The sequence below is a fragment of the Nitrospirillum pindoramense genome (genome assembly GCF_007827955.1).
GTDB classification, from domain to species: Bacteria; Pseudomonadota; Alphaproteobacteria; order Azospirillales; family Azospirillaceae; genus Nitrospirillum; species Nitrospirillum amazonense_B.
In genome coordinates this window covers 215,084-240,872 of the sequence record NZ_VITR01000004.1, presented here as the reverse complement: position 1 = coordinate 240,872, position 25,789 = coordinate 215,084, and the positions used below count along the sequence as shown (strand labels likewise).

Here is a 25,789-nt window from a genome sequence, read left to right as displayed (position 1 = left end):
GCGCCGATGCGGGCCCCGGGGGCGGAAGGCCGCCCCTTGCGCATCCTCATCAGCAACGATGATGGTATCCACGCCCCCGGTCTGGCGGCGCTGGAACGCATCGCGCGACAGCTGACCGACGATGTCTGGGTGGTGGCGCCGGATGCGGAGCAGTCCGCCGCCAGCCATTCGCTGACCATCCACCGTCCCCTGCGGATGAAGCGCCTGGCCGACCGGCGCTACACCGTGGACGGCACGCCCACCGACTGCGTCCTGCTGGCCGTGAACCACCTTATGGCGGATCATCGGCCGGATGTGGTGCTGTCCGGCGTCAACCATGGGCAGAACCTGGGCGAGGACGTGACCTATTCCGGCACCGTCGCCGCCGCCATGGAGGCGACCTTGCTGGGCGTTCGCGCCTTCGCCTTCAGCCTGCGCCTGCGCGATGGCCGGGACCCGGACTGGGCGACGGCTGAGCGGTGGGGGCCGGAGGTGGTGCGCAAGGGGTTGGCGGTCGCCTGGCCCCGCCATGTGCTGCTGAACGTGAACTTCCCGGCCGTGGAGCCAGATACGGTGGCCGGCATCCATGTCGTCCGCCATGCCAACCGCAAGGCCGGGGACGATTTGTTCGAGCGCACGGACCCGCGCGGCCGGCCCTATTTCTGGATCGGCGCCGCCCGGGGACTGGACCAGGTGCCGGAAGACACGGACGTCCATGTGGTCGAGGCGCTGGGCGGCATTTCCGTCACGCCGATCCATCTCGACCTGACGCACTACGAGACCTTGAAGCGGCTGGAGGGGGTATTCGGGTGAGCAGCGCCGCGCGCAAGATCCGTCTGTTGATGCTGTTGCGCCGCAATGGCGTGAACAGCACAGATGTTTTGCGCGCCATGGAGCTGATCCCGCGGGAGGTGTTCGTGCCCCCGACCTTCCACGACCAGGCCTATGAGGACACGGCGTTGCCCATCGGTCACGGCCAGACCATCAGCCAGCCCATGGTGGTCGGCCTGATGACCCAGGCCCTGCACCTGAACGATCGCCTGAAGGTGCTGGAGATCGGCACCGGATCCGGCTACCAGGCGGCGGTGCTGGCAAAGATGGCCCGCCGGGTTTACACCATCGAACGTCACCGCCCCCTGTTGGCGGAGGCGGAGTCGCGGTTCCAGGCCCTGCGCCTGCATAATATCACCGCGCGCCATGCCGACGGCATGCGCGGGTGGCCCCAGGCGGCACCCTTCGAGCGCATCCTGGTCACGGCGGGCGGCGGCATGGACCCGCCGCCGGACCTGATGGACCAGCTTGCGGTGGGGGGCATCATGGTCATACCCTTGGGGCCCGACCGGCGCAGCCTGCATGTCGTGCGCCTGCGTAAGACGGAGGCCGGGGTGGAGCGGGAGCAGCTGTGGCCGGTTCGGTTCGTTCCGCTGTTGCCGGAGGTTCCGGCCGAACCGGGTGCCGCGGTGTCGACCGGGGGGATGCCAGGGACTATGCCGCCGGCCCTAATTCCGCCCGACTTTTCCGACGTAATCCATCAGCGGGCGTGATGCCTTACCTCGAACGAAAAAGTGCGATGGCCTTGACGATTTTCCGCCCGACGACAGTCGCCGCCTTCGCGGCCGAGGCCGTTGATGCTCCGGTTTCCGCCGCCGCGCCGGGCCTGTCCCGGCTGATGATGCGGGGCGCCCTCGTGGGTGCCCTGGCGCTCGGCTTGTCCGCCTGCGCTACCCGGTCTGAGCCGCCGGCGCCCGTGGTCACGCCGCCGCCCACACCATCCAACGTCATCTTCGTCTCCAAGGGCGAGACGATCTATGACGTCGCCAAGCGCTATAACGTGCCCCTGCGCGACCTGATCGATGAGAACCACCTTCAACCGCCCTATACCGTGACGCCGGGGCAGCGGCTGGTGGTGCCCACGCCGCATACCTACGTGATCAAGCCGGGCGACACCCTTTATGGCATCGCCCGCACCTTCAACGTGGACAGCAACGAGTTGGCGCGGCTCAACAATCTGGGGCCTCCCTACCTGCTGCGCGTGGGGCAGACGCTGAACCTGCCGCATTCCGGGGCCACGCCAGGCTGGACGCCACCGGGGAATGCACCGGTGGTGGCCGAAGCGCCGCCGCCGGTGGCGGCCCCCCGGCCGGGTGTGACGACGGCGGGCCGCGCGCCGGTGACGGTGGCGCCCCCGTCGGCAACGGCGCCTCCCCCGGTCACCGCCGCCCCCCGGCGGACGGTGGAAAGCCAGGTCTTGTCCTCCCCACAGGCTTCGGCGCCGTCATCGGCACCGCTTCCCACCGGCAGCACGGGGGCGGCTATTCCGCCTGGCGCGACAGCGGCGCCGGCCGCCCGCTGGGCGCCTGTCACCCCGGGCGCTTCGTCCGAGCCCACGGACACGCCGTCGGCCGCCGCTCCACCAGCCACCCCCCCGGCGCCGACCCGTGCCCCGGGGGCTGCGGCCCCGCCGGCCGTGGTTGCGGCGGTGCCGGCGGTACCGTCCGCCCCCGAGGCGCCAGCGCCCACGCCCAAGTCGGGTGCGCGGTTCCTGTGGCCGGTGACGGGTCAGGTCATCTCCACCCATGGGCCCAAGCCGGGCGGCCAGTACAACGATGGCATCAATATCGCGGCCCCCACCGGTACGCCGGTGGTGGCGGCCGATGCCGGTGTCGTCAAATACGCCGGCAACCAGTTGCGCGGCTTCGGCAACCTGGTCCTGATCCAGCACGCCGATGGCCTGGTCACCGCCTACGCCCAGCTGGACCAGATCATGGTGGAGGCGGGGGCCAAGGTGGCGCGGGGGCAGCGCATCGGCACCGTGGGGGCGACCGGAAACGTGACCAGCCCGCAGTTGCACTTCGAGGTGCGGGCGCCCGGCAATAAGGTGTTGGATCCCATGGAGGTTTTGGACTCGGGGAAGGGGGGGCGCTGACCCGGTCATCCCTGCCTAGCGGGGCCCGGCATAAAAAGGGGGCGGCAGATTTTGCCGCCCCTGCCATTTTCAGCAGTTTGCAAAAATACGAATGATTCCAGCGGTATAGTCCGCTGCTCCGGTTGGCCCGGGCTTTGCGTAGTGGGAGGCGGATCGGCCATGGGGGTCGGTCCCCTGCGCGGAAGTCCCCGCCACCGAGGCCCGGTCCCATGAGTTTGTTCAGCGCGCTGAATACGGCCGCCAACAGCCTGAATGTCATTCAGGCCGGCATCCAGGTCGTTTCAGAGAACATGAACAACGCCACGAACGCGGATCGTACGAAACACACCGTTTCGCAAACGACCGATCCGTTGAGCGGAGTCAGCATCTCGCAGTATTCGCGTTCGGTGGACGCGGCCCTGCAGGCGCAGTTGCACGGGACCACGTCCGAGAACGGGATGCAGCAGGTGCTGTCCCAATATATGGGGCAGATCGGGAACCTGCTGGGCAGCACCCTCTCGAACTCCGCCAGTGATACGGCAACGCCCAAGCTGACCCAGGCGTTCCAGGATTTCACCTCCTCCCTGCAGGCCCTGTCGGCCGCGCCCGAAAGCGCCGTGGCGCAGAACCAGGTGGTGCAGAAGGCCCAGGCCCTGGTCCAGACCATCCACACCCTCTCGGCGGGTGTCGACCAGATGGCGACCCAGGCCAAGAGCGACATCACCCAGACCGTGACGTCGATCAACACCGATCTCACCCAGATCGACCAGTTCAACGCCACCATCACCGCTCTGAAATCCAGCAACCAGCCGACGGCCGATTTCGAGGACCAGCGCGACGCGACGCTGCGCGACCTGGCCTCCAAGATCAATATCCGCACCACCCTGCGCGATGACGGCTCCATCGCCGTGTTCACGCCCACGGGCGCCACCCTGGTGGATGGCACCACCACGCAGCTGAGCTATGACAAGGGTGTGATCTCCGGCGCCGGCGGTGCCGACATCACCGCCGCCGTCAGCAGCGGCAAGCTGGGCGGCCTTCTGGATCTGGTCGCGGACAACTCCCCGGCACCGGCCAGCGGTGACCCGACGACCGAGGTGTTCCGTAAGCTGAAGTCGCAGCTGAATGCCATCGCGGGTGCTTTGACCGGCTCCACCCAGGCAGGGCAGCCGACCAGCATCACCGACGCCTATAACAACGCGGGCCCCACCAACGACGGTGAGCTGGATACCGGTCTGTTCACCGGCAGCGATGCCGGCACCCTGGCGGTGAACAAGTCCCTGCTGAACGGTACCAAGACCATCAAGCAATCGGCGGTCAACGCCATGGTCAGCGCCATGACGGCGACAGGCCGCACCCTGACGGCCGACGGCTTGACCCTGACCAACGTCAGTTATGGCGGCATGGCTGACCAGGTGGGCAGCAACTGGTCCACCATCCAATCCAATGTCAACACCCAAGCCACCACCACCTCATCCTTCATGAACACCCTGCAGACGCGCTACGCCAGCTCGACCGGGGTCAACATGGATGAGGAGGTCGCGAACCTTCAGGTCCTTCAGCGCAACTACTCGGCAACCGCCCGGGTGATCTCGGTCATCGGGCAGATGTTCGACGCTCTTTCGCAGGCTGTGACATGACCATCTCCCGTGTGAGCTCTTACGGCAATTACCTGTCGCTGCTGAACGGCATCAACGGGTCTTCGACGACCCTGGCCGACCTGCAGCAACAGTTCAATTCCGGCATCAAGTCGCAGGACCTCTCCGCCTATGGCTCGCAGGCCAACCGGCTGCTCGACCTGAAGACCCAATATGCCCAGCACACCGGCTACGCCAACGCCATCACGACGGCCACCACCCAGGTGAACGCCACGGAAACGGCGCTGTCGTCGATGCAGACCATCGTCTCCAACTTGCTGAGCTCGGCCAATATACCGGCGGGGGCGGGGTCGCCTTCGGTATCCGCGGTCACCTCATCCAGCAACGGCAACTTGGGCCTGTCGGTCGATAGCAGCAAATCGGTGTTCGCCGCTGCCGCCACCTACACGGTCACCGCCGTGCCGTCGAACGGCGGCAAGGCCGGCAGCTATGACGTCACCGTCAACGACGGTATGGGCGGCATATCCACCAAGACCATCAACCTGACCGCCGTGCCGCCTGATGATGGCCAGCAGACCTTCCAGATGACAGGTGGCCCCGGTGATGGCGCGTCCATCAGTCTGAACATCAACCAGTTGAAGGGGCCCGGCAGCGCCACCTTCAGTGTCGCCTACCCGGATCTGGCGGCGCCCAAGGCGTTGTTGCAGGGGGCGCTGACGCAGCTGTCCAGCTTGCTGAACACCAAGGCCGGCGACCGCTACATTTTCGCCGGTAGCCGCTATGACACCGCCCCGGTGGGCAATCTGTCGGCCACCAAGCAGGTGAGCCAGGTCACCCTGACCGGCAATACGCTGGGTACGGCGGGCGACATCTATACGATGTCCGTGGCAGGCAAGCAGTTGACCTACACGACGACCGGGTCGGAAACGAGCATGTCCGACATCCTCAATGCCTTCGCGTCACAGATCAACGACCCGAATCAGCTGGCCATCGCCAACGGGCAGACGCCGCCACTGCCGCTGACGGCCTCTGTCATCGGTAATCAACTGACCCTGATTGGCAATTCGGCAGGCTATTCGTTCGACGTCTCCTCGAACGTCTACCCCGTGGCCGGCTATCAGAATACGGTCACGCCGGCCGGTGATCCGACGCTGCTGGGCTATCCCGGCTACACCAGCCACACAGACCAGGACAACGTCTATTCCCAATACACGTCGCAATTGGCGGTCGCCGCGGACCCAACCGCCGTGCCGCCGACGACCGCCGTGCCGCAGATCGACAACGTCACCCTGAATGGTCCCAGCGTCGACGTTGGGGACGTGTTCACCATCAACATGGGGAACCGCAACACCATCAATGTCACCAGCGACGATGCCAACGCGGCGAACAACATCAGCTACGACAAGGTCGAGGGTCCAACGGCCTACACCTACGTGATGACCACCGCCGATCTCGCGGCCATGAAGAGCACGGGCCTGCCCACGGCCAATCCGCCGGTGGCCGCCGGCGATGCGATGGGATACGTGGCGGCCAAGCTGGCGGCTCAAATCAATGCGGATCCCCACCGCTCGGCCGACGCCACCGTTACCCTAAACCCACCGGGTTCCGCTCAGGTCACCTTGACCGGCATGGGGTCGCAGCGCTTCGCCACCACATCGACGGTGCAGAACAATACTAACCAGAACCAGATGACGGCCGTGACGTTGGCGCCCTACCAGGCCCCGGGTTCTTTCAGCACCACGGTGACCACGCCGCCCAACCTGGCCCCCTACGACAGCCAGTATCAGTCCGCTATCCAGAACGCGTCGGCTTTCGCCAGCAGCTCGCTGAACGTGGATGACAGCACCAGCGTTACGTACGGCATCAGCTCCAATGATCCTGCCATTCAGAGCCTGGTCATCAGCATCAAGCAGATGCTGTCCGCCGTGAACAATCCGGGGAACTACACGGCGCTGATGAGCAGCGCGCGCTCCAGCATCGTGTCGGCTCAGAGTCAGATCCGGCAACTGGACGCCAGCACCGTGAATGCGCAAAGCCTTCTGGGCACAGCCGCGACCAATCACAAGAACGCCTTGGCCGACATCGAAAACCAGATCGGCAGCATCCAGAACGTCGACCCCACGACTGTGGCAGCACAATTGCAAGCGGCATTGAACCAGCAGCAGGGTGCCTACACCGTCGCCGGCAAAATCGCTTCCCTTTCCCTTGTCAACTTCCTGAGCTGAGGAGATCCACCATGAACGCCTACACGCCTGCCCAAGCCTTCGCCGCCGCCCCGGTGAATGACGAGGCCCAGCGCGCCCGCCTGTTCGACCAATTCAACGCCTATTGGGTGAACGCCGCCAGCGAGGGCGTGCCCTATGACACCATCGGCACCATGTCCGTGATGGCCTCCATCTACGGCATCCTGGCCAAGTACGGTAAGACCACCACCGCGGAATACCTGGAAATCCTGGCTGAAAGCGTTCGCTCCGGCGAGTTCTCGGTGACGCAGGGCGCCTGATCCCGCATCTCCGACGCGACAGGTCCAAAAGGGACCGCGGGTTCAAAAGGAACCCACAGGAACGGACCAGGAAAAGGCCGGGCCGGTCTCCCCAAAAGGGGGAGGACCAGTCCGGCCTTCCTTGTTTGTGGGCCCTTGTTCACGGCCCCCCCCCACGCTTGTGGCCCTCCGATCGGCCGATGCCCGTGACCCGGAAGAAACGGCCGGGTGGCGCCGGCGGTAGGAAAAAATGCCCCGGTGCCCTGGCTTCGCGGCACTTGCTGCCGGGCGGCAATCAAGCGCCGATAGCCGTAGGGCGGATGGGGCGGTGCCGAAAAAATCCTTCCTGATTAGGGGTTTATTTGGGGCGGTGCTCGATGTCGCGTCTCTGCTGAGCGATGTTGGGTGCTTTGGCGACATTCTTCGCAATCTGGCATCCATCTTGCTTTCCTGGAGTGTCAGATACGCAACCGCTCTTTCCTGGGAGCCAGCACCATGAGCATTTTCGGCTCGATGTCCGTCGGTATTTCCGGTTTGCAGGCGCAGTCCACCGCGCTCAGCAACATTTCCGACAACATCGCTAACGCCCAGACGACGGGCTTCAAGCGCATCGACACATCGTTCGAATCCCTGGTCATCTCGGCCAGCAGCACGCAATACCAGGCGGGCGGCGTCCAGGCCCGGCCCGACTACGTCAACAGCGTGTCGGGTACGGTGTCGTCATCGGACACGCCGACCAATCTCGCCATCCGCGGCAACGGCTTCTTCAGCGTCAGCAAGCTGACGACCGTCAACGGGCAGACCGTCGCGTCGGGTGAGCGCTACTACACCCGTGACGGCAGTTTCGCGCTGGACAGCACGCGCACCCTGGTCAACAACTCCGGTTACGCCCTGAACGGCTTCGCCTACGACAGCACCACGGGCCTGTTCGCCACCTCCGCCAGCCCGGTGCAGGTGACGTCGGACATCGATAGCCCGGTGCCGACCAAGGAAATTGACGTCAAGGCCAACCTGCCGACCAACCCCAGTGGTTCCATCACCCCGACCCAGGTGCAGGTCTATGACAGCGCGGGTACCGCGCATAACGTGAACCTGACATGGCGCCAGGGCGCCACCGCGGGTACTTGGCAGCTGGGCGTCACCGCCGACGGCGCGCAGGGCACGGCGTCGTCCATGCCCGTGCAGGGCCTTCTGTCCACGGGCTTCCCCGCTGCCAGCAGCGAATCCAGCCTGACGCCAAACACCCTCGACCGCGCCGGCGTGAAGGATGTCACCTTCTCGACCGCGGCCACATCGCCAGCGTTTGGCTTCAACATCGGCGACGTGTACTCGGTCATCATCAACGGTACGACTTACAACCAGACCATCACAAAGACCAACGCCGCCCAGTTCAACTCGATGAAGGATATTGCGCAGGCGCTGGCCGACCAGATCAACGGCTCGGACACCTCCAGTGGTGCCACCGCCTCGGTGAGCTCCACCGGCGCGCTGCGCTTGACCGCCCGTACCCCGGGGACTGACTTCACCGCGGTGGGCACCGTCTCCAACGGCGCCATCACCAGCCATACCGTTGGTACCGCGACGACCATCGCGGCGGGCAATGTCAGCACGGGCGTCAAAGGTTCGGTATCCCAGACGGTGGTGGGCGACTCAATCAACATCGATGACAAGTACACGGCCACCGTCAGCGGCACCGACAACGCCGGCAACCCCATCGGCCCTGTGACCGTCTCCGTCACCGTGACTCCGCAGAACATCAATTCGTTGGTCAACCTCAGCGGTGTCATGTCCAAGTTGGCGAGCCTGGTCAATACCGATACCAGCACCACCCCCAGCCTCAAGGGCAACATTGCGGCCTCGGCCACCAACGGCACGCTGACCTTGACCAGCACGAATCCGGGGCCGGTGTCGGTGTCAATGACCGCCGTCGACTCTCCCGATTTGCTCAATTCCGCCAACACGTCGATCTACACCGGCAACGTGACGGGCAAGAAAGAGACGGAAAAGCTGACCATCACCGGCCAGCCGGGCGACGTCGGGACCAAATACTCCTTCGACATCTCGCCGCCCCTGGCGCAGACGGCCACAGTGACGGCTTCGACGACGTCGGGCACGGTGCCTGACCCCACCTTGCCGACCGATTACACATTCGACTTCACCAACGGCAATTCTTCCGTCACGGCCACGACGGCCACCAGCGTCGGGCAAGTCTATACCCTTACTTTAGGGGCCACGACCTACAATCTGCAGATCAAGGCGGACAACATTGCCCAGTATCCGGATCTGCAGTCGGCGGTGGCGGGACTGGCGTCCCAGGTTAATAACGACACCTCATCGCCCTTCGTTCTCAACACGGGCGCGTCTACTGCGACTTCCTTGGTGCTGTCGACCAGGGACCTGGGCGCCACCTTGGCGACCAAGCAGGTGACGCCGCCGGGCAAGGCCATCCATGTCTCGTATACCACCGACGGCACGGAGGCCAGCCTGAGCGACATCAGCGGCAAGATCGCGGCACTGATCAACACCCAGGCGTCGCAGCAGGGGCTGGGCGTACAGGCGCTGTCGTCCGGTGGCACGATTACCCTTACCGGCAACACCAACAGCGACAGCTTCTTCACGACCTTGCCGCCGGTCATCGCCGGCCAGACGCCTGGTCACATCAATTTGACCTTTGGCGGCGTGCTGTCGGATGGCACAACGGCCGCGGCCGGTACGTTGAGCCACATGGACTCCACATCGGTTGGCACCGGTAATGCCACCGTCACCGCCGATCAAAGCAACGGTGCCGCGGCCACCGTCGGCTTTGACATCGACTTCGGCTTTGGTCTGCAACACTTCACGCTGAACCTGGGGAACTTCGGCCAGCCTTCCGGCCTGACCCAGTTTGACGGCACCAGCATCAATGTCACCTCCAAGGTGCAGGACGGCAGCCCGGCCGGTACCTTCAAGGATGTGCAGATCAACGCCGACGGCACCGTGCTGGCCAACTACGACAACGGCCGCCAGCGCACCATCGCCAAGGTTCCGATCGTGCTGTTCAACAACCCGGACGCCCTGTCGCGTTCCACCGGCAACGTCTTCACCGAGACGGTGGACAGCGGCAAGGCCCGCTTCAACGACACGGGCGTCAACGGTGCCGGCGACATCGCCTCCAGCAGCCTGGAAGGCTCCAACGTCGATATCGCGTCGGAGTTCACCCAGCTGATCGTGGCGCAGCGCTCCTACACCGCCAACACCAAGGTCATCACCACCGCCGACGACCTGCTGCAGGACACCATCAACCTGAAGCGCTAAGGCCTGATGGCCCAGGTGCGGCCCATCGCCGCCGTCCTGGGCCTGGTGGTCTTCTGCGTCAAGCACTTGGCATTGCGCCGTCCGCCCCTGGCCTGGGGGCGGACGGCTTTGTCTTGCGCGCTCGCGCCTGTAGTGTTGAAATGGTTGCATTATTAAAACCAATGCGACCGCATCGGCATGTCCGCCCTTGGTGGCATTTCTGCGTCGCCCGTCTGGGCGCGCGCCTTGACCGGCCCGGCGCCCGCCGCCCCTGCGGCGGGGCAGGGTACGCCTGTATCCAACACCAGCTCGTCCGGTCACATAGCCAGCCCCTACAGCGTCAGGGGCCAAGCATCAGCGGGGGCAGGGGGTGGCGGCGCGGCCGGTGCCAGCACCAGGCTGACGGATGCACAACAGCAGCAGGTGGACAAGCTGAAGGCTGTCGACCGATCCGTACGGGCGCATGAGGCGGCCCACAAGGCGGCTGGCGGCCCCTATGCCGGGTCGGAAACCTTCACCTTCACCACCGGGCCCGATGGCCAGCATTATGCCACCGCGGGCGAGGTGGCCATCGACATCGGTTCGGTTCAGGGCGATCCCCAGGCCACCATCGCCAAGCTGGAAACGGTACGCCGCGCCGCCCTGGCGCCGGCCGACCCGTCCGGGCAAGACCGCGCCGTGGCCGCCCAGGCGGAGGCGGGAATTGTCGCCGCGCAAGGAGAGGCGGCCAAGCAGAAGACACAGCCAAAGGACGGGCAGGGCGACGCCCCGTCCGGAGGTGGCCTGACCGCGGAGGGCGATGCGGCATCGACGGGTATACAGGGGGGCGGGGCCGGGGGCGTTACCAGCCGTCAGGGGGCTGCCGCTTATCGCAAGACCCAAGGGGCGGTCGATGCTGGGATCGTGCAGGCCGCACAGGCCGCAGCGGCACAGCCCCTGGCCCTGTTCGCTTAGGAGAGCGGCATTCGCCCCCCCCCCCGCGGTGGTGGCGACCAGCGACGATACTCGCTGGTCGGGCCCACTCTACTCAGCCTTATAACGCAGGACGCAAATCTTGGTCGCCATGTCGGCCATCACAACACCGCCCTGCTCTTTGGCCAGCGCGGTAGCCTCGTCGCACTTGTGCTGATCGATCAAGCTATCAACCCGCTGCGCGACGTTGGTCAGGCGAGCTTTGGTCGCAGCGGTCATTCCCGTCGGTTCGGGTCCGCGGGGAATAATAGGGCCATGATACAGGTTGAGGTCCGGTTTGGCCGGTACCTGACGCGCCTCATTGCTGACCGTGGGCCAGGAGCCACCGCCGGAAGCCGCAAAGGCGGGTGCTGCCAAGGCGATCATCGCTGTCATCAACACGCAGGTCAGGGTCTTCATCCGTAGCCTCCCAGGTTGCTGTGTGGATCAGTCATGGCTTTATTGCAACCCATAGGATGTCCCCTTGACAACTCTTCTGTCAAAAACTTCTGTTGAGACATCGCACGCCCAGGTGCCGCAGGGAGGAATCAAAAAGGCCGGCCACAACGGTGGCCGGCCTCGTACCCGTCATTATATGACACCTGCCCGCCTAAGCGAACAGGTTGATCATCGTACCCATCAGCTTCTGCGTGCCCGTCTGGCCAATGGTCCAGTTCTTCATGGTGGTGAGCTGGTCGCTCAAAGCCGATGAGATGCCGGCGGCGCTGGCGGAAATGCTGGCGTTGTTCGAGGGCGCGGTGATCGTCGTGGTGTAGTCCTTTGAATAATCGCCTGCGGCGACCTGGACACCGTAATTCACCTTCTGCGTCAGCTTGACACCATCGGCCCTGGACACCTTCAGCACATAGGTGCCGGCGTCCAGCGTCTTCTGTCCATTGACCATGGCCGTGTAGGCGTCGTAGGCACTGCCGGATTTGCTGCTGCTGTCGGCCAGAACCACACCAGTCTTGGTCATCACCTGTAGCCGGGTCTGGCCCATGTCCAGCTGGCCCAGGTTGATGATGCCCTTACGGGACATCTTGAAGCTGAGGTAGTCGGCGGGATCCCCGGCGCTGAGGCTGCCGAAGGCGTTGACGCGCGTCTGGCCGTTGGTGACGGTGCCGATGTCGGTGGCGGAGGCCACATTGTTGTACTGCGACTTCGCCGTCGACTTGGTGAAGTTCTGTGGGGTGCCGATGGCGCTGGAGCTTTGCGCCGACGCCTTGTTCGAGAGCGCGTCGTTCTGCGCCGCCAGCTGCGCCTGGATCTGTGCCAGCTGGGCGAACACCGAGGCGTTCGCCGCCGCGCCGGCGGAGGTGGTGCTGCTGACAGCGGATGTGGCGACGTTGCTCACGGGAGTGATCCCTATGGTCAGGCCCCTGCCAATACGCGGGGGCAATAAGCCTAACTACCTTGCACAAGTCTGCGGAATGAAAACATAAAATGCAAGATATTTCCGGTCCGACTTGGGCGGCGCGACATTTTTCGCGCCCGCTTTGGCGCCGTCCTCCGTTTAGATCGATATGTTGAACTTGCCCGCACCACCAGACGTCATGCCCGCAGGCGCCATGCCTGGACGCTGTGCCCCCGGATTGGCCGGTGGCGTCATTGTGGGCGCGCGCGGCGGCGCCGCGGGCGAGGCGGCCATCCCGGCGGGCAGGCCCGCGGCGGCGGCGTCCGGGCGTTGCGAGAGCCCGGCGGCGATGTTGCGGTTGATGTCGATCAACTGCTGCAGCTTGGTGACGTCCAGATCGCCCAACCGTTCGAAGGTCTGGCGGTCAACGATCAGGGACAACACCAGGATCTTTTCGCGCAGGTCCTTGGGCAGGGGACAATCCTCCTCCGCCATGGACGATTGGAAGATGGTCCACAAGCGCTGGTTCAGCGACAACGCTTGGCGCAAGGGCTCGGGGTTTTCGGGCGTCTGCGCCGCCAGCATCAACCGGCGCGCGGCTTCCGTCAGGCCCCAGGCTTCGATATCGCGGGGATTGTCCGACGCGGGACGGTTGGTATATCCGGCCGAAGGCTTCATCAGATCACGTGATCCCTGGCTAACGCGTTTCCGGGCGGCGGGTCCGTTGTCCCTTCCAGTGGACATGCCATGAGGGGCAGCCCAAGCCTGGACGGGTGCGGTGCCGATGCCGCCCTTTTACCTGTACCGGCCTGCTACGTCACATGACATAACCCCGCCGGGCCACACCTTCCCTCATCCCCGAGGCCCCATCCTCGGGGTGTTGGCATCACCGCCATCCCCATTCTGCCTAACCCAACAGGGGCAGGAAACGCCTGGGGGCGGTCAATAATGCCGACCTGGGAAGTATCCCATACTCATTTAGGGCCATCAACCCGGCAGCAACTGCCGGTTCAGGCTCACGCTTAGGGGCTGCGCCGTCGCATATATGCAAGCGGCGGACCACCGAACCCGGGCTAAGGCGCGCAATGACGCCCAGGGCCCGGAGCCGGTACCCAGTATCTAGGGCAAAAAGGTAAAGATATTTTGAAGGCGTCCCCGAAATGCGCCGTGGGGGCGATCGGGGACGGCGGCTTCAGGGGCTGCCGTAGGCCTCGGCGATCGGCACCCGCGCCGCACGCCAAGCGGGGAACACGCCGCCGACCAATCCGACAATCAGCGCCATGATGATCCCTTGCAGGGCCACCGCCGGCGTCAGGTGGAAGGTGAAGACCACCTGCGAAAACGTGCTGCCCGCCAGGGTGGAACCGGTGAGGCCGTCAACAGCGACCCAGGTGATCAGAGTTCCGACGATGCCGCCCACCAGCGCCAGCACCAGGCTTTCCAGCAGGGTGCCGATGAAGGAGGAGGTTCCGCTGAACCCGATGCAGCGCAGGGTCGCTATTTCCTGCGCCCGCGCCGCGACGGAGCTGTACATGGTGTTCAGCGCGCCCGCCAGGGCGCCGAAGGCCATGGCGATGGCCAGCGGCCATCCCAGTTTCTGGATCAGGTCGGAGGTGCGGCTGGCCTGCTGCGCGTAGTATTCGGCCTCCGTCGTCACGTCCAGCTTCAACTGGGGATCATTGGTGGCGTAGTCCGACAGGGCCTTCAGGGCGTCGGGACCTGTCAGGCGGGCGCGGATGGACTGAAAGACGTTCTGGCGGTGGAACAGATCCTGTACCTCGGGCGTGTCAGCCCACAATTCCGATTCAAAGACGCTGCCCCCCAATTCGAAGGCACCCACCACCAGCCAATCGCTGTTGCCCAGCTTGACGGTGTCCCCGACGTTCAGGCCCGCGAAATCCTTCTGCAGGGCCCGGCCCACCATCAACTCGTTGGTGCCGGGATTGAACGCGCGGCCTTCCACGATCTTCAGGCCGGGTCGCACGGCGATGCCGACGGGGCCCAGGCCGCGCAGGGTGAGGTTGGAGCGGGGGGCTTTCTTCAGGTTGCCGTCGGCTGGCACGGCTGTCTTCTTGACGCCATCGACGATGACGTAGAGTTCGGGCGACACCAGGGGCTTGCCGTCCGCGTCCTTCATGACGCCCGGCGCTTCCTCGATCAGGCGCGCCTGGTCGCGGGTGACGCCGCTGTTCAATTCCGCCTGGGAACCGGCCCGCATCAGGATGGCCATGTCCTTGGTTCCCGTGCCGCGCAGGGTCTGCTGGAAGCCGGCGGCCATGGCCAGGAAGGCCAACAGCACGGTCACCACCAGCCCCACCGCCACCACCGTGGAGAGCGAGGCCCAGAAGCGTTGCGGAATGCTTTTTATGCAGATGGTGGTGACCACCGCGATCTCGTTGAACACACGCATGACGTTGTTTCCTGCGAAGAGAAGCAGCGGGGCGAAGAGAACCAGCGGAGCGAAGTGAGCAGGCGGGACTGACGGATCACAGGCGGCCGAGGGCCGTGACGATGTTCAGGCGTAGAGCGTTCCAAGCCGGCAGGAAGCCCGTCACCACCCCGAGAAGCAGCATGAAGGCCACCCCAAGGCCCGCCACGGGCAGGGTCAGCGCCAATCCTGGAATGGCGCCCGACGCGCCCTTGGACAGCACCATCACCAGCAGTCCGGCCACAGCCAACCCGGGCAGGCCGCCCAGCAGCGCCAGCAGCACCGACTCCCCCAGCACCTGGCGCCAGATGCGCCAGGAGGGAAAGCCGAGGGTCTTCAGCACGGCGATCTCCTTCGTGCGCTCGCGCACGGCCATCACCATGGTGTTGCCGACGATCATCAGGATGGTGGCGAAGGCCGCCCCCACCACCAGGGTGATGATCAGGGCGATGTTGCCCAACTGGGCCAGGAAGGCCTTGCCGAACGCCTTTTCCGACTGGGTGTTGGTTTCCGCCGTGGAATTGGCGAACAGGTCGTCGATGGTGGCGGCCACCGTGTCGTTCACCGCAGCGCTGTCCGTCTCCAGGGTGATCCAGCCCACCGTATCCTTGCCGAACGTCTTGCTTTCATTAAAGTTTTCGTACTGGAAGATGATGAAGCTGGTGTTGAAGGATTCCTTCGCCGCATAGGCGATGCCGGCAACGGTCAGCTCCCAGGTATGGCTGCCGTTGGCCTTGTTGGTGAAGATGTTGGAATTGATGGGAATCCGGTCGCCGACCTTCCAGCCGTACTTCGTGGCGATGGCCTCGCCTACCACCATGCTGGTGCGGTCGTGGATGAAGGCGTCCCTCTGGGCGGGATCGATGCGCAGGTCGTCGCGATAGATCCGCAGATAGCTTTCGGGGTCGACGGCGAAGGTGCCGATCTGGTTGCGGGCGTCCTGGTAATAGCCGCCGAACCAGTTGGCGAAGGTGACGTTTTTCACGCCCTTGATGGCCGCGATCTTGCCGACGTAGGCATAGGGGAGGGGCTGGATGAAGGTGATCTTGTTCACCACCACCAGCCGGTTGTCGGCCGACGAGTCCACCCCATGCTCGAAGGCGTAGTTGATGCTGCCCAGCACGCCATAGATGACGAAGGCCACGAAGATGGCCAGAATCATGAGGAAGGTGCGCAGCTTGCGGCGGAACAGGTTGCGCCAGAGCAGGTAGAAGTCGCTCATGCCACCAGCTCCCGCTCGGTGAAGCGGCCCTTGTCCAGGTGCAGGGTGCGCCGGGCGTACTTGGCCGCCTCCGGGTCATGGGTGACCATGACGATGGTCTTGCCCATCTCCTGGTTCAGCAGCCGCAGCATGGAAAGGATCTCATCCGCTGTGGTGCGGTCCAGGTCGCCGGTGGGCTCGTCGCACAACAGCAGCTTGGGGTCGGAGATCAGGGCGCGGGCGATGGCCACGCGCTGCTGCTGGCCGCCCGACATTTCGCGGGGATAGTGGTTGGCGCGTTCGGCCAGGCCCACCAGGCTCAAGGCCGCCTCCACCCGCCGCTTGCGCTCCGCCCGCCCGAACGACGTGAGCAGCAAGGGTAGTTCCACGTTCCGCGCCGCCGTCAGGGTGGGCATCAGGTTGTAGAACTGGAAGATGAAGCCGACATTGTGGGCGCGCCAGCGGGCCAGCTGCCCTTCAGTCAGGGTATCCACCCGCCCACCGTCGAAGGTGATGCTGCCCCCTGTCGGCTGGTCGATGCCGCCCAGCAGGTTCAGCAGGGTGGTCTTGCCCGACCCGCTGGGCCCCATCACCGCCACGAAATCGCCGGCCGGGATGGTCAGGCCCAGATGATCGAAAATGGTGATGGTGTCCCGGCCTTTCACGAACCGCTTGGACACATCCTGCAGGTGGATCAAGGTCTGGCCCGTCATGGACTTCGGCTCCCAAGTGAGGGTCGTGCGGGGAAGGGGTGAGCGCGGGCGGGGTCAACCGCCCTTGCCCTCGTTCAGGAAGGTCACCTTGGCGGCCATGTTGGGCAGGATGCGCGGATCCTTGGCGGCGATGGCCACGCGCACCTTGATGGTGGCCTTTTCCCGGCTGGCGGTGGGGATGATGGCCAGGACGGAGGCGGGCACCTTCCAGTCGGGGTAGGCGTCCAATGTCGCCTCCACCTTCTGGCCGGGACGGACGCGGGCGATATTCGCCTCGTTCACCTCCACCTCGAACTCCAGGCTGTCCATGTCCACCAGCGTGCAGACACCGGTGCGGGTGAAGCCGCCCGAGGACATGGGCGAGATGATCTCGCCCGGCTGGGCGTTCTTTTCCGTCACCACGCCCGTGAAGGGCGCGCGGACTTGGTAACGGTCCACCATCTCCGCGTCATAGGCGACGGTGGCCCGGGCGGCGTTCACATCGGCCTTGGACTTCACCAGCTGGGCGCGCAGCGAGGCGGCGCGGGCATCGGCCTTGATCAGGTCCGCCTCGCTGGAGAATTGACGGCCGGTCAGGGCGCGCGTGCGCTCCAGCGTCTTTTCCGCGTCCACCAAATCGGCCTGGTTGGCGACCACCGCGGCCTCCGCCGACGCCAGGCGGGCCTTGGCCAGATCCAGGTCGCTGCGGGCCAGCACATCGTCCAGCGTGGCCAGCACCTGGCCCTTCTGCACAAACATGCCCTCCTGCACCAGCACCTCGCGCACCCGGCCGGTGACATCGGCCGACACCGTCGCCACCCGGCGGGCCACGACATAGCCGGAGCCAATGAGGTTGCCGCTGCGCACCTCTGACACCGGGGGCGCGGGGGTGGGCTGGGTAGAGCTGCCCGATGCCGCTGGGGCCGGCTTCACGGAGCTGGCCCCAGGGGCCGCATCGGAGGCATTTGAGCGGGTGAGCAGGCCAGCGGCCCAGGCGATACCCAACGCGATGACGACCACGCTGACGCCCGCCGTCACTCCCAGGGCCAAGCCCCGGCCGCCGCCGCCATCCCGCGCCGCCCCCGGCGTCCGGTCGATGGTGATGGACCGCAACAATTCCGCCTTGTCCCGCTGCACCTTAGCCCCCCGACTGGCACATTCCCCGGTGGCATCATACCGCGTGGCGCGGAATGTCGCACCACAAATGGTTGATCTATAAGACGGGTTGGCGACCAGTGCCAGTTGCGCGCCGCCGGCTGGGGCCAGATAGGCGAAAGGGCCGGCGGATCGCTCCGGCCGGCCCTTCTTACAGAAGCAAGCGGTGGTCGTCAGATGGCGGCGTCAGATGGCGGCGCCGTCCACAAGGTCGGCATCTTCATCGAAGCGGGACAGCAGTGTGAAGATGTGGTTGGCCGCCTGCTCGGCGGTCATGGCCTGGGTGTCGATGCGCACGTCGGGTGACTCCGGTGGCTCATAGGGGCTGTCGATGCCAGTGAAGTTCGGGATCTTGCCGGCGCGGGCCTTGGCATAGAGGCCCTTGACGTCGCGTCCCTCCGCGACCGTCAGGGGCGTGTCCACGAACACCTCCAGGAATTCTCCCGGGCCCAGCAGTTCCCGCGCCATGCGCCGTTCCGCCCGGTAGGGGGAGATGAAGGACACCAGCACGATCAGCCCGGCATCGACCATCAGCTTCGACACCTCCGCCACACGGCGGATGTTCTCCACCCGGTCGGCGTCGGTGAAGCTCAGGTCGCGGTTCAGGCCATGGCGGACGTTGTCGCCGTCCAGCAGCATGGTGTGCCGGCCATGGGCATGCAGCTTCTTTTCCACCAGGTTGGCGATGGTGGACTTGCCGGCGCCGGACAGGCCGGTGAACCACAGCACGCGCGGACGCTGGCCCTTCATCTGGGACCGGGCGCGCTTGTCCACGTCCAGGACCTGCCAGGGCACGGTGCGCACGATGGCGGAGCGGATGAGGCCCGCCGCCACCGTCTCGTTGGTCAGGCGGTCGATGAGGATGAAGCCGCCGGTGTCGCGGTTGCGGCGATAGACGTCGAAGGCCACCGGCTGGTCCAGGCTGAGTGTCGCCAGACCGACCTCGTTCAGGGCCAGGGTCTTAGTCGCCAGCTGCTCCAGGGTGTTGACGTTGATCTTGTGCTTCAGCGTCGCCACGCTGGCCGGAACCGACTTGGTGCCCACCTTCAGGATGTAGGGGCGGCCGGGCAGCAGCGGCGCCTCCGCCATCCACACCAGCGTCGCCTCCATCTGGTCGGCCACCTCGGCCGGCTCATCCAGGGCGGAGATGATGTCGCCCCGGCTGATGTCGATCTCATCCGTCAGGGACAGCGTGACCGACTGGCCGGCGACGGCCACGCTTAGGTCGCCATCGTGGGTGACGATACGGGCCACGCGGCTTTCCTGGCCGGAGGGCAGGACGCGGATGCGGTCGCCCGGTCGCACGGTGCCGGCGGCTATGGTGCCGGCATAGCCGCGGAAGTCCAGGTTGGGACGGTTCACCCATTGGACCGGCAGGCGGAAGGACGCGGCCGCGCGCAGATCCGCGACCTCCACCGTTTCCAGGTGCCCGATCAGGGTGGGCCCCTGGTACCAGGGCATGGCGTCGGTGAGCGTGGTGACGTTGTCGCCCTTCAGCGCGGACAGGGGGATGGCCTGGATGTCGGTCAGGTCCAACTGCCGGGCGAAGGCGCGGTATTCCGCGACCACCCGGTCGAAGACGGCCTGGTCGTAGGCCATCAGATCCATCTTGTTGACCGCCAGGACGATCTTGCGAATGCCCAGCAGCGACACCAGGAAGCTGTGGCGCCGCGTCTGGGGCAGCACGCCCTTGCGCGCGTCGATCAGGATGATGGCCAGGTCGGCGGTGGACGCGCCGGTGACCATGTTGCGCGTGTACTGTTCATGGCCGGGGGTGTCGGCCACGATGAACTTGCGCCGATCGGTATTGAAGAAGCGATAGGCGACGTCGATGGTGATGCCTTGCTCGCGTTCCGCTGATAGGCCGTCGACCAGCAGGGCGAAGTCCAGATCGCCACCCTGGGTGCCCACCTTGCGGCTGTCCGCCTCCAGGGCCGCCAACTGATCCTCGAACAGCATCTTGCTGTCGTACAGCAGCCGGCCGATCAGGGTGCTCTTGCCGTCGTCCACGCTGCCGCAGGTGATGAAACGGAGCAGGCCCTTGGACTGCTGGGCGGCGAGATAGCGCTCGATCTCGGTCGCGCCCGCTTCCAGCGCGTCGGGCAGAGGGGTATCGGGGGCCATCAGAAGTACCCTTCCTGCTTCTTCTGTTCCATCGAGGCACCGCCGTCACGATCGATGACCCGGCCCTGGCGCTCCGACGTGCGGGCCAGCAGCATTTCGCGGATGATGCCCGGCAGCGTGTCAGCGTCGCTGTCGATGGCGCCGGTCAGCGGATAGCACCCCAACGTGCGGAAGCGCACGCGTCGCATCTCCGGCACTTCCCCCGGCTTCAGGGGCAGACGGTCGTCATCCACCATGATCAGGGCGCCGTCACGCTCCACCACCGGGCGTTCGGCGGCAAAGTAGAGCGGCACGATGGGGATGTTTTCCAGGTAGATGTATTCCCAAATGTCCAGCTCCGTCCAATTGGACAGGGGGAAGACACGGATGCTCTCGCCTTTGTTCTTGCGGGCGTTATACAGCTGCCACAGCTCGGGGCGCTGGTTCTTGGGATCCCAGCGGTGCTGCTCGGTGCGGAAGCTGAAGATGCGCTCCTTGGCGCGGCTCTTCTCCTCGTCGCGGCGGGCGCCGCCGAAGGCCGCGTCGAAACCGTAACGGTCCAGCGCCTGCTTAAGCGCCTCCGTCTTCATCACCTGGGTGTGGATGGCGGAGCCATGGGTGAAGGGGCCGATGCCCCGCGCCAAACCTTCCGGATTGGTGTGAACCAGCAGATCCAGGCCCAGGTCGGCCGCCCGCTGGTTCCGGAAGGCGATCATCTCGCGGAACTTCCAGGTGGTATCGACGTGCAGCAGCGGGAACGGTGGCTTGGCTGGATAGAATGCTTTCATCGCCAGGTGCAGCATCACCGCGCTGTCCTTGCCGATGGAATAAAGCATTACCGGATTCTGCGTCTCGGCCACCACCTCCCGCAGGATGTGGATGCTTTCCGCCTCAAGCCGCTGCAAATGCGTCAACCGCGGGGGGGCGAGGGTGCCTGCAAGCGCGGCGGGAAGGGGGGAGGGGGGCTGTATGATGCTGTCCAACACTGCCGCGTCTTTCACGTCAATCACTCTGTCATCACGCCAAGGCTGCCGTCCTATACGGCTCACTATCCCAGAAGCCTGCGATTGCACGCCTAACGATCACGCTGGTGGTCGTCGCATACTCAATACCCGTTTGCGAGAGGTATAAAGGAAACTTTCACACATGGCATTGCGAATATGGAATTCCTGCGCCCCTGAAAAATACTTGGGAGGAAGGTGAATAAATAACAAATTAACAGTGTATTTTTCGTTAACGCCAGAAGGAAGACAGCCAGGCCTGGTGTCAATCGACAGGCGCGAGAAAATGTTCGCCCAGCGCCCGCCAGGATGAGGGCCCCAAGGTCGCGATCAGCGCCGCCAAGGCCCGCGCGCGATCCCCATTCTCATCATCGCAGGCGGACTGAAGCTGGCGCGCTGTCTCCTCCAAACGTTTTAATCCACAATTGCCGGCCGTTGAAACAAGATCATGCGCGTGGCGCCCTAGGGCGCGCAGGTCGGGTGTTGGGCTGTCGGTAGCTGTTCGCACCACCTGGGTCACCCGATTCTGACCATTATCGATGAAGTCTTGAACCAGTCGGGCGAAAGCGGCCGGCCCGGCGATGGGCTTTAGGCGGGCCAGCACCGACTCATCCAGCAGGGGGGCGTCCGCCGCCGGGGCCGCCGGCGATTTGTCCGTTTCTTGCGGCGCAGGGGCCGATGAGGGCGCCGCGGATGCCTGGGCGCCGAACTCCCCGTCGCCCGACCAATGGTCGACAACGCGCAGCATCTGGTCCTGGCGGAAGGGCTTATAGACACAGTCGTCCATGCCGGCAGCGGCATAATCGGCGCTCATGCCCGCCATGGCGTTGGCCGTCATGGCAAGAATGGGGGTGCGCGGCCAGCCGCCCGCCAGTTCCGCGGCGCGGATACGGCGGGTGGCCTCCATCCCGTCCATGACCGGCATCTGCACGTCCATCAGCACGATGTCGAAGCGGTCGCGGGCATAGGCGGCCACCGCCTGGGCGCCATCCTCCGCCATCGTGACGGCGTAGCCCGCCTTGCGCAGCATCAGGGTGGCCACCGCCTGGTTGGTGGGATTGTCCTCCACCACAAGCACACGGCGACCGCCGCCGGCCGGTAGAGGCCCGGCCCCTTCGGCTTCAGGTGTTTCCCGTGCGGCGCAGGGCGGCATGACGCAGCCGAAGGCGCGCGCCACCGCCTCGTTCAGGGGCAAGCGACGCACGGGCTTCGCCAGTATCGCGTCGTACCGCGCGTCCAGGGTCGCTTGATCCGGCTCGATGGAACTCACCAAGATGATCCGCAGATCCTTGAGCCGGGCGTCGGCCCGCACCCGCGCCACCACCTCCGGTCCAGACAGTCCCGGCATGCGGTTGTCGATGAGCAGGATGTCATACGGGTCGTCCCCGCCGGCGGCCATTCCCAGCATCGCCAGCGCCGTCTCCCCCTCCTGCGCCTCATCCACCCGCAGCCCCAGGTCGAAGCTCAGATTATGCGTCAGGATCAGGCGATTCATGGCCAGGTCGTCGACCACCAGGGCGTGGCGCCCGCGGATGCTTTCCAAGGAGGCCAGGGGGGCGTCCGCCGGTTCGGCTGGCGCCAACGGCAATTCGAACCAGAAGAGGGAGCCTTGGCCGGGCGCGCTCTCCACCCCGATGTCGCCCTCCATCAACTCGACCAACTGCTTGCAGATAGCCAGACCCAGGCCGGTACCGCCGAAGCGGCGGGTCACACTGGCGTCCGCCTGGGTGAACTTCTGGAACAAGCGCTTGGCCTGGTCCTCGCTGAGGCCGATGCCGGTGTCCTGCACCGTGAAGCGCAGGCGCCGTGGGCCCGGCGCCGCGTCGGCCACACAGGTGACGACGATGCTGACCCAGCCCCGGTCGGTGAATTTCACGGCGTTGCCGGCCAGGTTCAGCAATAGCTGGCGCAGCCGGGTGGGATCGCCGCGCCAGTGCCGCCGCGCCTCCTCCACCACCAGGACGCCCAGCTCGACGCCCTTGTCGCGGGCCCGGGGCGCCAGGATCGCGGCAACCCCCTCGACCAGGTCTCCCAGATCGAAGGACAGGTCTTCCAGATCGACCTTTCCGGCCTCCAGCTTGGAGATGTCCAGGATGTCGTTGATGACGCCCAGGAGGGCATCGGCGCTGTCGCGGATGGTTTCCGCATAGCCACGCTGTTCGGGGGTCAGGCCCGTGGTGTCCAGCAACAGCTGAACCATCCCCACCACCCCGTTCATGGGGGTGCGGACCTCATGGCTCATGTTGGCCAGGAAGTCGTTCTTGGCGCGATTGGCCTCTTCCGCGCGCCGCTTCTCCGCCGCCAGCGCCCGGGCGCTTTCCCGTGCCGCCGTGACGTCCCAGTTCACGCCCACGATCTTGGTCGCCTGGCCGTTCGCGTCACGCTCGACCTTGCCGCTGGTCTGGATGTGGCGGACGGTGCCGTCGGGCAGGCGGATGCGGAACTCCGTGTCCAGCGGGGTCTCACCGCGCAGGGCGGCCTGCACCTCCGCCTGCATGCGCCCCAAATCCTCGGCATGGCAGCGCGACTGCCACAGGGCATAGGTCAGGGGCTGCTCCGCGTTGGGATCGACGCCGTAGAGCTGGAACATGCGCTCGTCCCAGACCAGGGCCTGCGTGGCCAAGTCCCATTCCCAAACCCCGATTCCGCCGGCCTGTGTCGCCAGGGCCAGCCGGTTGCCGGTGGTCATCAGCTTGGCGTTGATGGCGCTCAATTCGCGCGTCATCCCCTCCGCGATGGCCGTGGCGCGGGCGCGCACCAGGTGGAGGTTTGCGGTCAGCGCCGCCAGCATCAGGGTGATGAAGGCCAGGCTGGCCGCCGCCAGCGCCGCCCCCGCCTGTCCCGCCGTGGCGAAGCTGCCCGACCGCGACCAGGCCAGGGTCAGGGCGTGCCCCCCCTCATCCACCCGGCTGATCTGGTCGGGCATCGCCAGGGTGGGGGACTTCAGGCCCAGCCGCGCGGCAAGCTGGCCGCCCAGGCCGGCCGGGGTGATCTTGCGGTACAGCAGGGCGTCGGGACGCACCACGCCGCCGTCGTACACGGCCACGTCAACCTCATCCACCATGTCCCGCAGGGCCTCGCGGAAGAACACCTCCGAGATGAAGGGCGCGTAGATCCAGCAGCGCAGGGCCCGGCGCCGCTGCGCCACCGTGTCCAGCGGTTGCCCGGGAGTGTAGACCGGGATGAAGTAGAGGAAGCCCGCGCGCCGCTGCGCGTCCTGGACCAGGGAAATGCGCTTGGTCATCGCGGGCTGGCCGGTGTCGCGGGCGCGGAGGATGGCGTCGCGGCGATTGGCTTCGCTGGCAAGGTTCAAGCCCATGGCCGGGGCGTTCGATGCCAATGGCTCGATATAGGTGATGATGTCGTATTCAAGGGAGTCGGCGAAATCATCCAGCACCGCCTCCGCCGACGCGGCCCGCAGCGTGAATTCCGGCGCGCCATCCGCCCGTACCCGCGCCAGGAAGGCATCCAGCCCGTCGACCGGCACGGGATAGATGACGCCGATGCCGTTGATGCCAGGATAGCGGCCATCGATGTTCAGCGTGGCGGCGAACGCCTTCCATTGGGCACGCCCCACCGGCAATTCGGTGGCGTACAGCGCCGCCCCCGCTTGCAGGGCGTTGGAATAGACCAACAGGCGCTCATGGATGCGGGCCATGGCGTTGTCGACGATCTTGCCCATATGGGCGTCGTCGCGGGACCGGGCGATGTCCGTGCGGTCCATGAAAACGCCGCTCGCGATCAGGCAACCCGCCAGGAAGACGATGGACGCCAGGCGGATCGATTGGCGGGGAATGTCGGAAAAGACGATGGCCGTCAGAGCGAAGGTCGCCAGCATGGCCTGCATGTTCAGCAGGCTTTGGTTCAGCGTGGCGTCGATGAAGGGGCCGATGCCCGCCGCCGTCCCCAGCACATAGGCCGTCGCCGCCGCCAGGACCACCAGATGGGCCGCCACCGGACCATAACGCCGCGCGGCGAGCAGGATGGCGGGGTATAGCAGGAAGATGCCCAGCGCCGCCGCCGGGCCCAGCAACGTGCGGGCCACCGGCAGGAAGGGCAGCAGCAGACCCGTCGCGGTCAGGCCCAGCATCGGCAGCAGGCCACTGAACAAGGTGGCCCACAGGTAGGACGGGCGATAGCGGGCGGCCGTGGCCTCGCCCACGGCGACCATCAGGGAGGTCACGATCAGGATACCCAGCGCGTCGCCCGTCCACCAGGTGACCCAGACGGCGCCCAGGTTGACGTCCCAGGACAGGTTGCCGGCCACCAGCAGGGCGCTGATGCCGATGGTGGCGCTGCAAACCGGCGCGATGACGGATGCCAGGCCGAAGGCGGCGGCGCGTGAAACCTGCAGCCGTTCCCGGTCGATGCGATCGACCCGCTTGAACAGCAGGGCGCCCAGCATCGCCTCGCCCGTGTTGCCGACGGAGATGAAGGCGGCCGTCACCAGGCCCACGCCGGGGGTCACCGCATTGGCGACGAAGGCGCCGATCAGGACGAAGGGCCACGTGGCTCTGCCGAAGATAAGCAATCCCGCCACTGCCAGGCCCGAGGCGGGCCAGACCGGGCTGGCGCTTTCGCTTAGGCTGGCCAGGCCCAGGCCCAGGCGCGCCATGGCGAAATAGGCCGCCGCAAGGGCCAGGATCCTCAACGAAGTCGCCAGGGCG

18 protein-coding genes are annotated in these 25,789 nt (G+C 65.7%); 8 read left to right on the top strand and 10 right to left on the bottom strand.

Annotation, left to right across the window (positions count from 1 at the left end; genetic code table 11):
- The first annotated feature begins 6 nt into the window (after positions 1–6).
- The 8 genes from surE to FBZ90_RS08245 all read left to right on the top strand — a co-directional run bounded on the left by surE (position 7) and on the right by FBZ90_RS08245 (position 11,191).
- Positions 7–792, top strand: a complete 786-nt coding sequence (gene surE, locus FBZ90_RS08280) for a 5'/3'-nucleotidase SurE (RefSeq protein WP_145731248.1) — start codon at positions 7–9, stop codon at positions 790–792.
- Complete coding sequence (locus tag FBZ90_RS08275) at positions 789–1,523, top strand: protein-L-isoaspartate(D-aspartate) O-methyltransferase (RefSeq protein ID WP_145730893.1); 735 nt, start codon at positions 789–791, stop codon at positions 1,521–1,523. The genes surE and FBZ90_RS08275 overlap by 4 nt, the downstream gene beginning before the upstream one ends.
- Before the next feature lie 26 nt (positions 1,524–1,549).
- A complete protein-coding gene (locus tag FBZ90_RS08270; protein WP_246130220.1) occupies positions 1,550–2,905 on the top strand; it encodes a LysM peptidoglycan-binding domain-containing M23 family metallopeptidase in 1,356 nt (451 codons plus the stop codon).
- Positions 2,906–3,114: 209 nt separating this feature from the next.
- Positions 3,115–4,524 (top strand): flagellar hook-associated protein FlgK, encoded by a 1,410-nt coding sequence (gene flgK / locus FBZ90_RS08265; RefSeq protein ID WP_145730891.1) that lies wholly within the window; start codon positions 3,115–3,117, stop codon positions 4,522–4,524.
- The gene (locus FBZ90_RS08260) at positions 4,521–6,707 is read left to right on the top strand and encodes a hypothetical protein (protein WP_145730889.1); all 2,187 of its coding nucleotides are present in this window, start codon (positions 4,521–4,523) and stop codon (positions 6,705–6,707) included. The genes flgK and FBZ90_RS08260 overlap by 4 nt, the downstream gene beginning before the upstream one ends.
- An 11-nt stretch (positions 6,708–6,718) precedes the next feature.
- Positions 6,719–6,985: a hypothetical protein gene (locus FBZ90_RS08255; protein ID WP_145730887.1), complete on the top strand. Its 267-nt coding sequence runs from the start codon at positions 6,719–6,721 to the stop codon at positions 6,983–6,985.
- 474 nt (positions 6,986–7,459) lie between these two features.
- Positions 7,460–10,258, top strand: coding sequence for a flagellar hook-basal body complex protein (locus tag FBZ90_RS08250; RefSeq protein WP_145730885.1), 2,799 nt, complete (start codon positions 7,460–7,462; stop codon positions 10,256–10,258).
- Positions 10,259–10,435: 177 nt separating this feature from the next.
- Entirely contained in the window at positions 10,436–11,191 is a 756-nt protein-coding gene (locus FBZ90_RS08245; RefSeq protein ID WP_211101947.1) for a putative metalloprotease CJM1_0395 family protein, read from the top strand.
- A 69-nt stretch (positions 11,192–11,260) separates the two neighbouring features.
- On the opposite strand, the gene FBZ90_RS08240 is transcribed toward FBZ90_RS08245, so the two are convergent.
- The 10 genes from FBZ90_RS08240 to FBZ90_RS08195 form a co-directional block, all read right to left on the bottom strand.
- A complete protein-coding gene (locus tag FBZ90_RS08240) occupies positions 11,261–11,608 on the bottom strand; it encodes a hypothetical protein (RefSeq protein WP_145730883.1) in 348 nt (115 codons plus the stop codon).
- Between the two features lie 190 nt (positions 11,609–11,798).
- On the bottom strand, positions 11,799–12,542 hold the full coding sequence (locus FBZ90_RS08235) for a hypothetical protein (protein WP_145730880.1): 744 nt from the start codon (positions 12,540–12,542) through the stop codon (positions 11,799–11,801).
- A 159-nt stretch (positions 12,543–12,701) separates the two neighbouring features.
- Positions 12,702–13,220, bottom strand: a complete 519-nt coding sequence (flaF, locus tag FBZ90_RS08230; RefSeq protein ID WP_145730878.1) for a flagellar biosynthesis regulator FlaF — start codon at positions 13,218–13,220, stop codon at positions 12,702–12,704.
- 514 nt (positions 13,221–13,734) lie between these two features.
- Positions 13,735–14,952 carry an ABC transporter permease gene (locus tag FBZ90_RS08225; RefSeq protein ID WP_145730876.1) on the bottom strand — a complete coding sequence of 406 codons (1,218 nt, stop codon included), beginning with the start codon at positions 14,950–14,952 and terminating at the stop codon, positions 13,735–13,737.
- A 76-nt stretch (positions 14,953–15,028) separates the two neighbouring features.
- Positions 15,029–16,192, bottom strand: coding sequence for an ABC transporter permease (locus tag FBZ90_RS08220; protein ID WP_145730874.1), 1,164 nt, complete (start codon positions 16,190–16,192; stop codon positions 15,029–15,031).
- Positions 16,189–16,884 carry an ABC transporter ATP-binding protein gene (locus FBZ90_RS08215; RefSeq protein WP_145730872.1) on the bottom strand — a complete coding sequence of 232 codons (696 nt, stop codon included), beginning with the start codon at positions 16,882–16,884 and terminating at the stop codon, positions 16,189–16,191. Before FBZ90_RS08215 ends, FBZ90_RS08220 begins: the two co-directional genes overlap by 4 nt.
- Before the next feature lie 54 nt (positions 16,885–16,938).
- Positions 16,939–18,000, bottom strand: a complete 1,062-nt coding sequence (locus tag FBZ90_RS08210; RefSeq protein WP_145730870.1) for an efflux RND transporter periplasmic adaptor subunit — start codon at positions 17,998–18,000, stop codon at positions 16,939–16,941.
- A gap of 204 nt (positions 18,001–18,204) precedes the next feature.
- On the bottom strand, positions 18,205–20,142 hold the full coding sequence (gene cysN / locus FBZ90_RS08205) for a sulfate adenylyltransferase subunit CysN (RefSeq protein ID WP_145730868.1): 1,938 nt from the start codon (positions 20,140–20,142) through the stop codon (positions 18,205–18,207).
- The gene (gene cysD, locus FBZ90_RS08200; RefSeq protein ID WP_145731245.1) at positions 20,142–21,035 is read right to left on the bottom strand and encodes a sulfate adenylyltransferase subunit CysD; all 894 of its coding nucleotides are present in this window, start codon (positions 21,033–21,035) and stop codon (positions 20,142–20,144) included. The genes cysN and cysD overlap by 1 nt, the downstream gene beginning before the upstream one ends.
- 352 nt (positions 21,036–21,387) lie before the next feature.
- A complete protein-coding gene (locus FBZ90_RS08195; RefSeq protein WP_186455666.1) occupies positions 21,388–25,773 on the bottom strand; it encodes a CHASE domain-containing protein in 4,386 nt (1,461 codons plus the stop codon).
- Positions 25,774–25,789 lie beyond the last annotated feature (16 nt).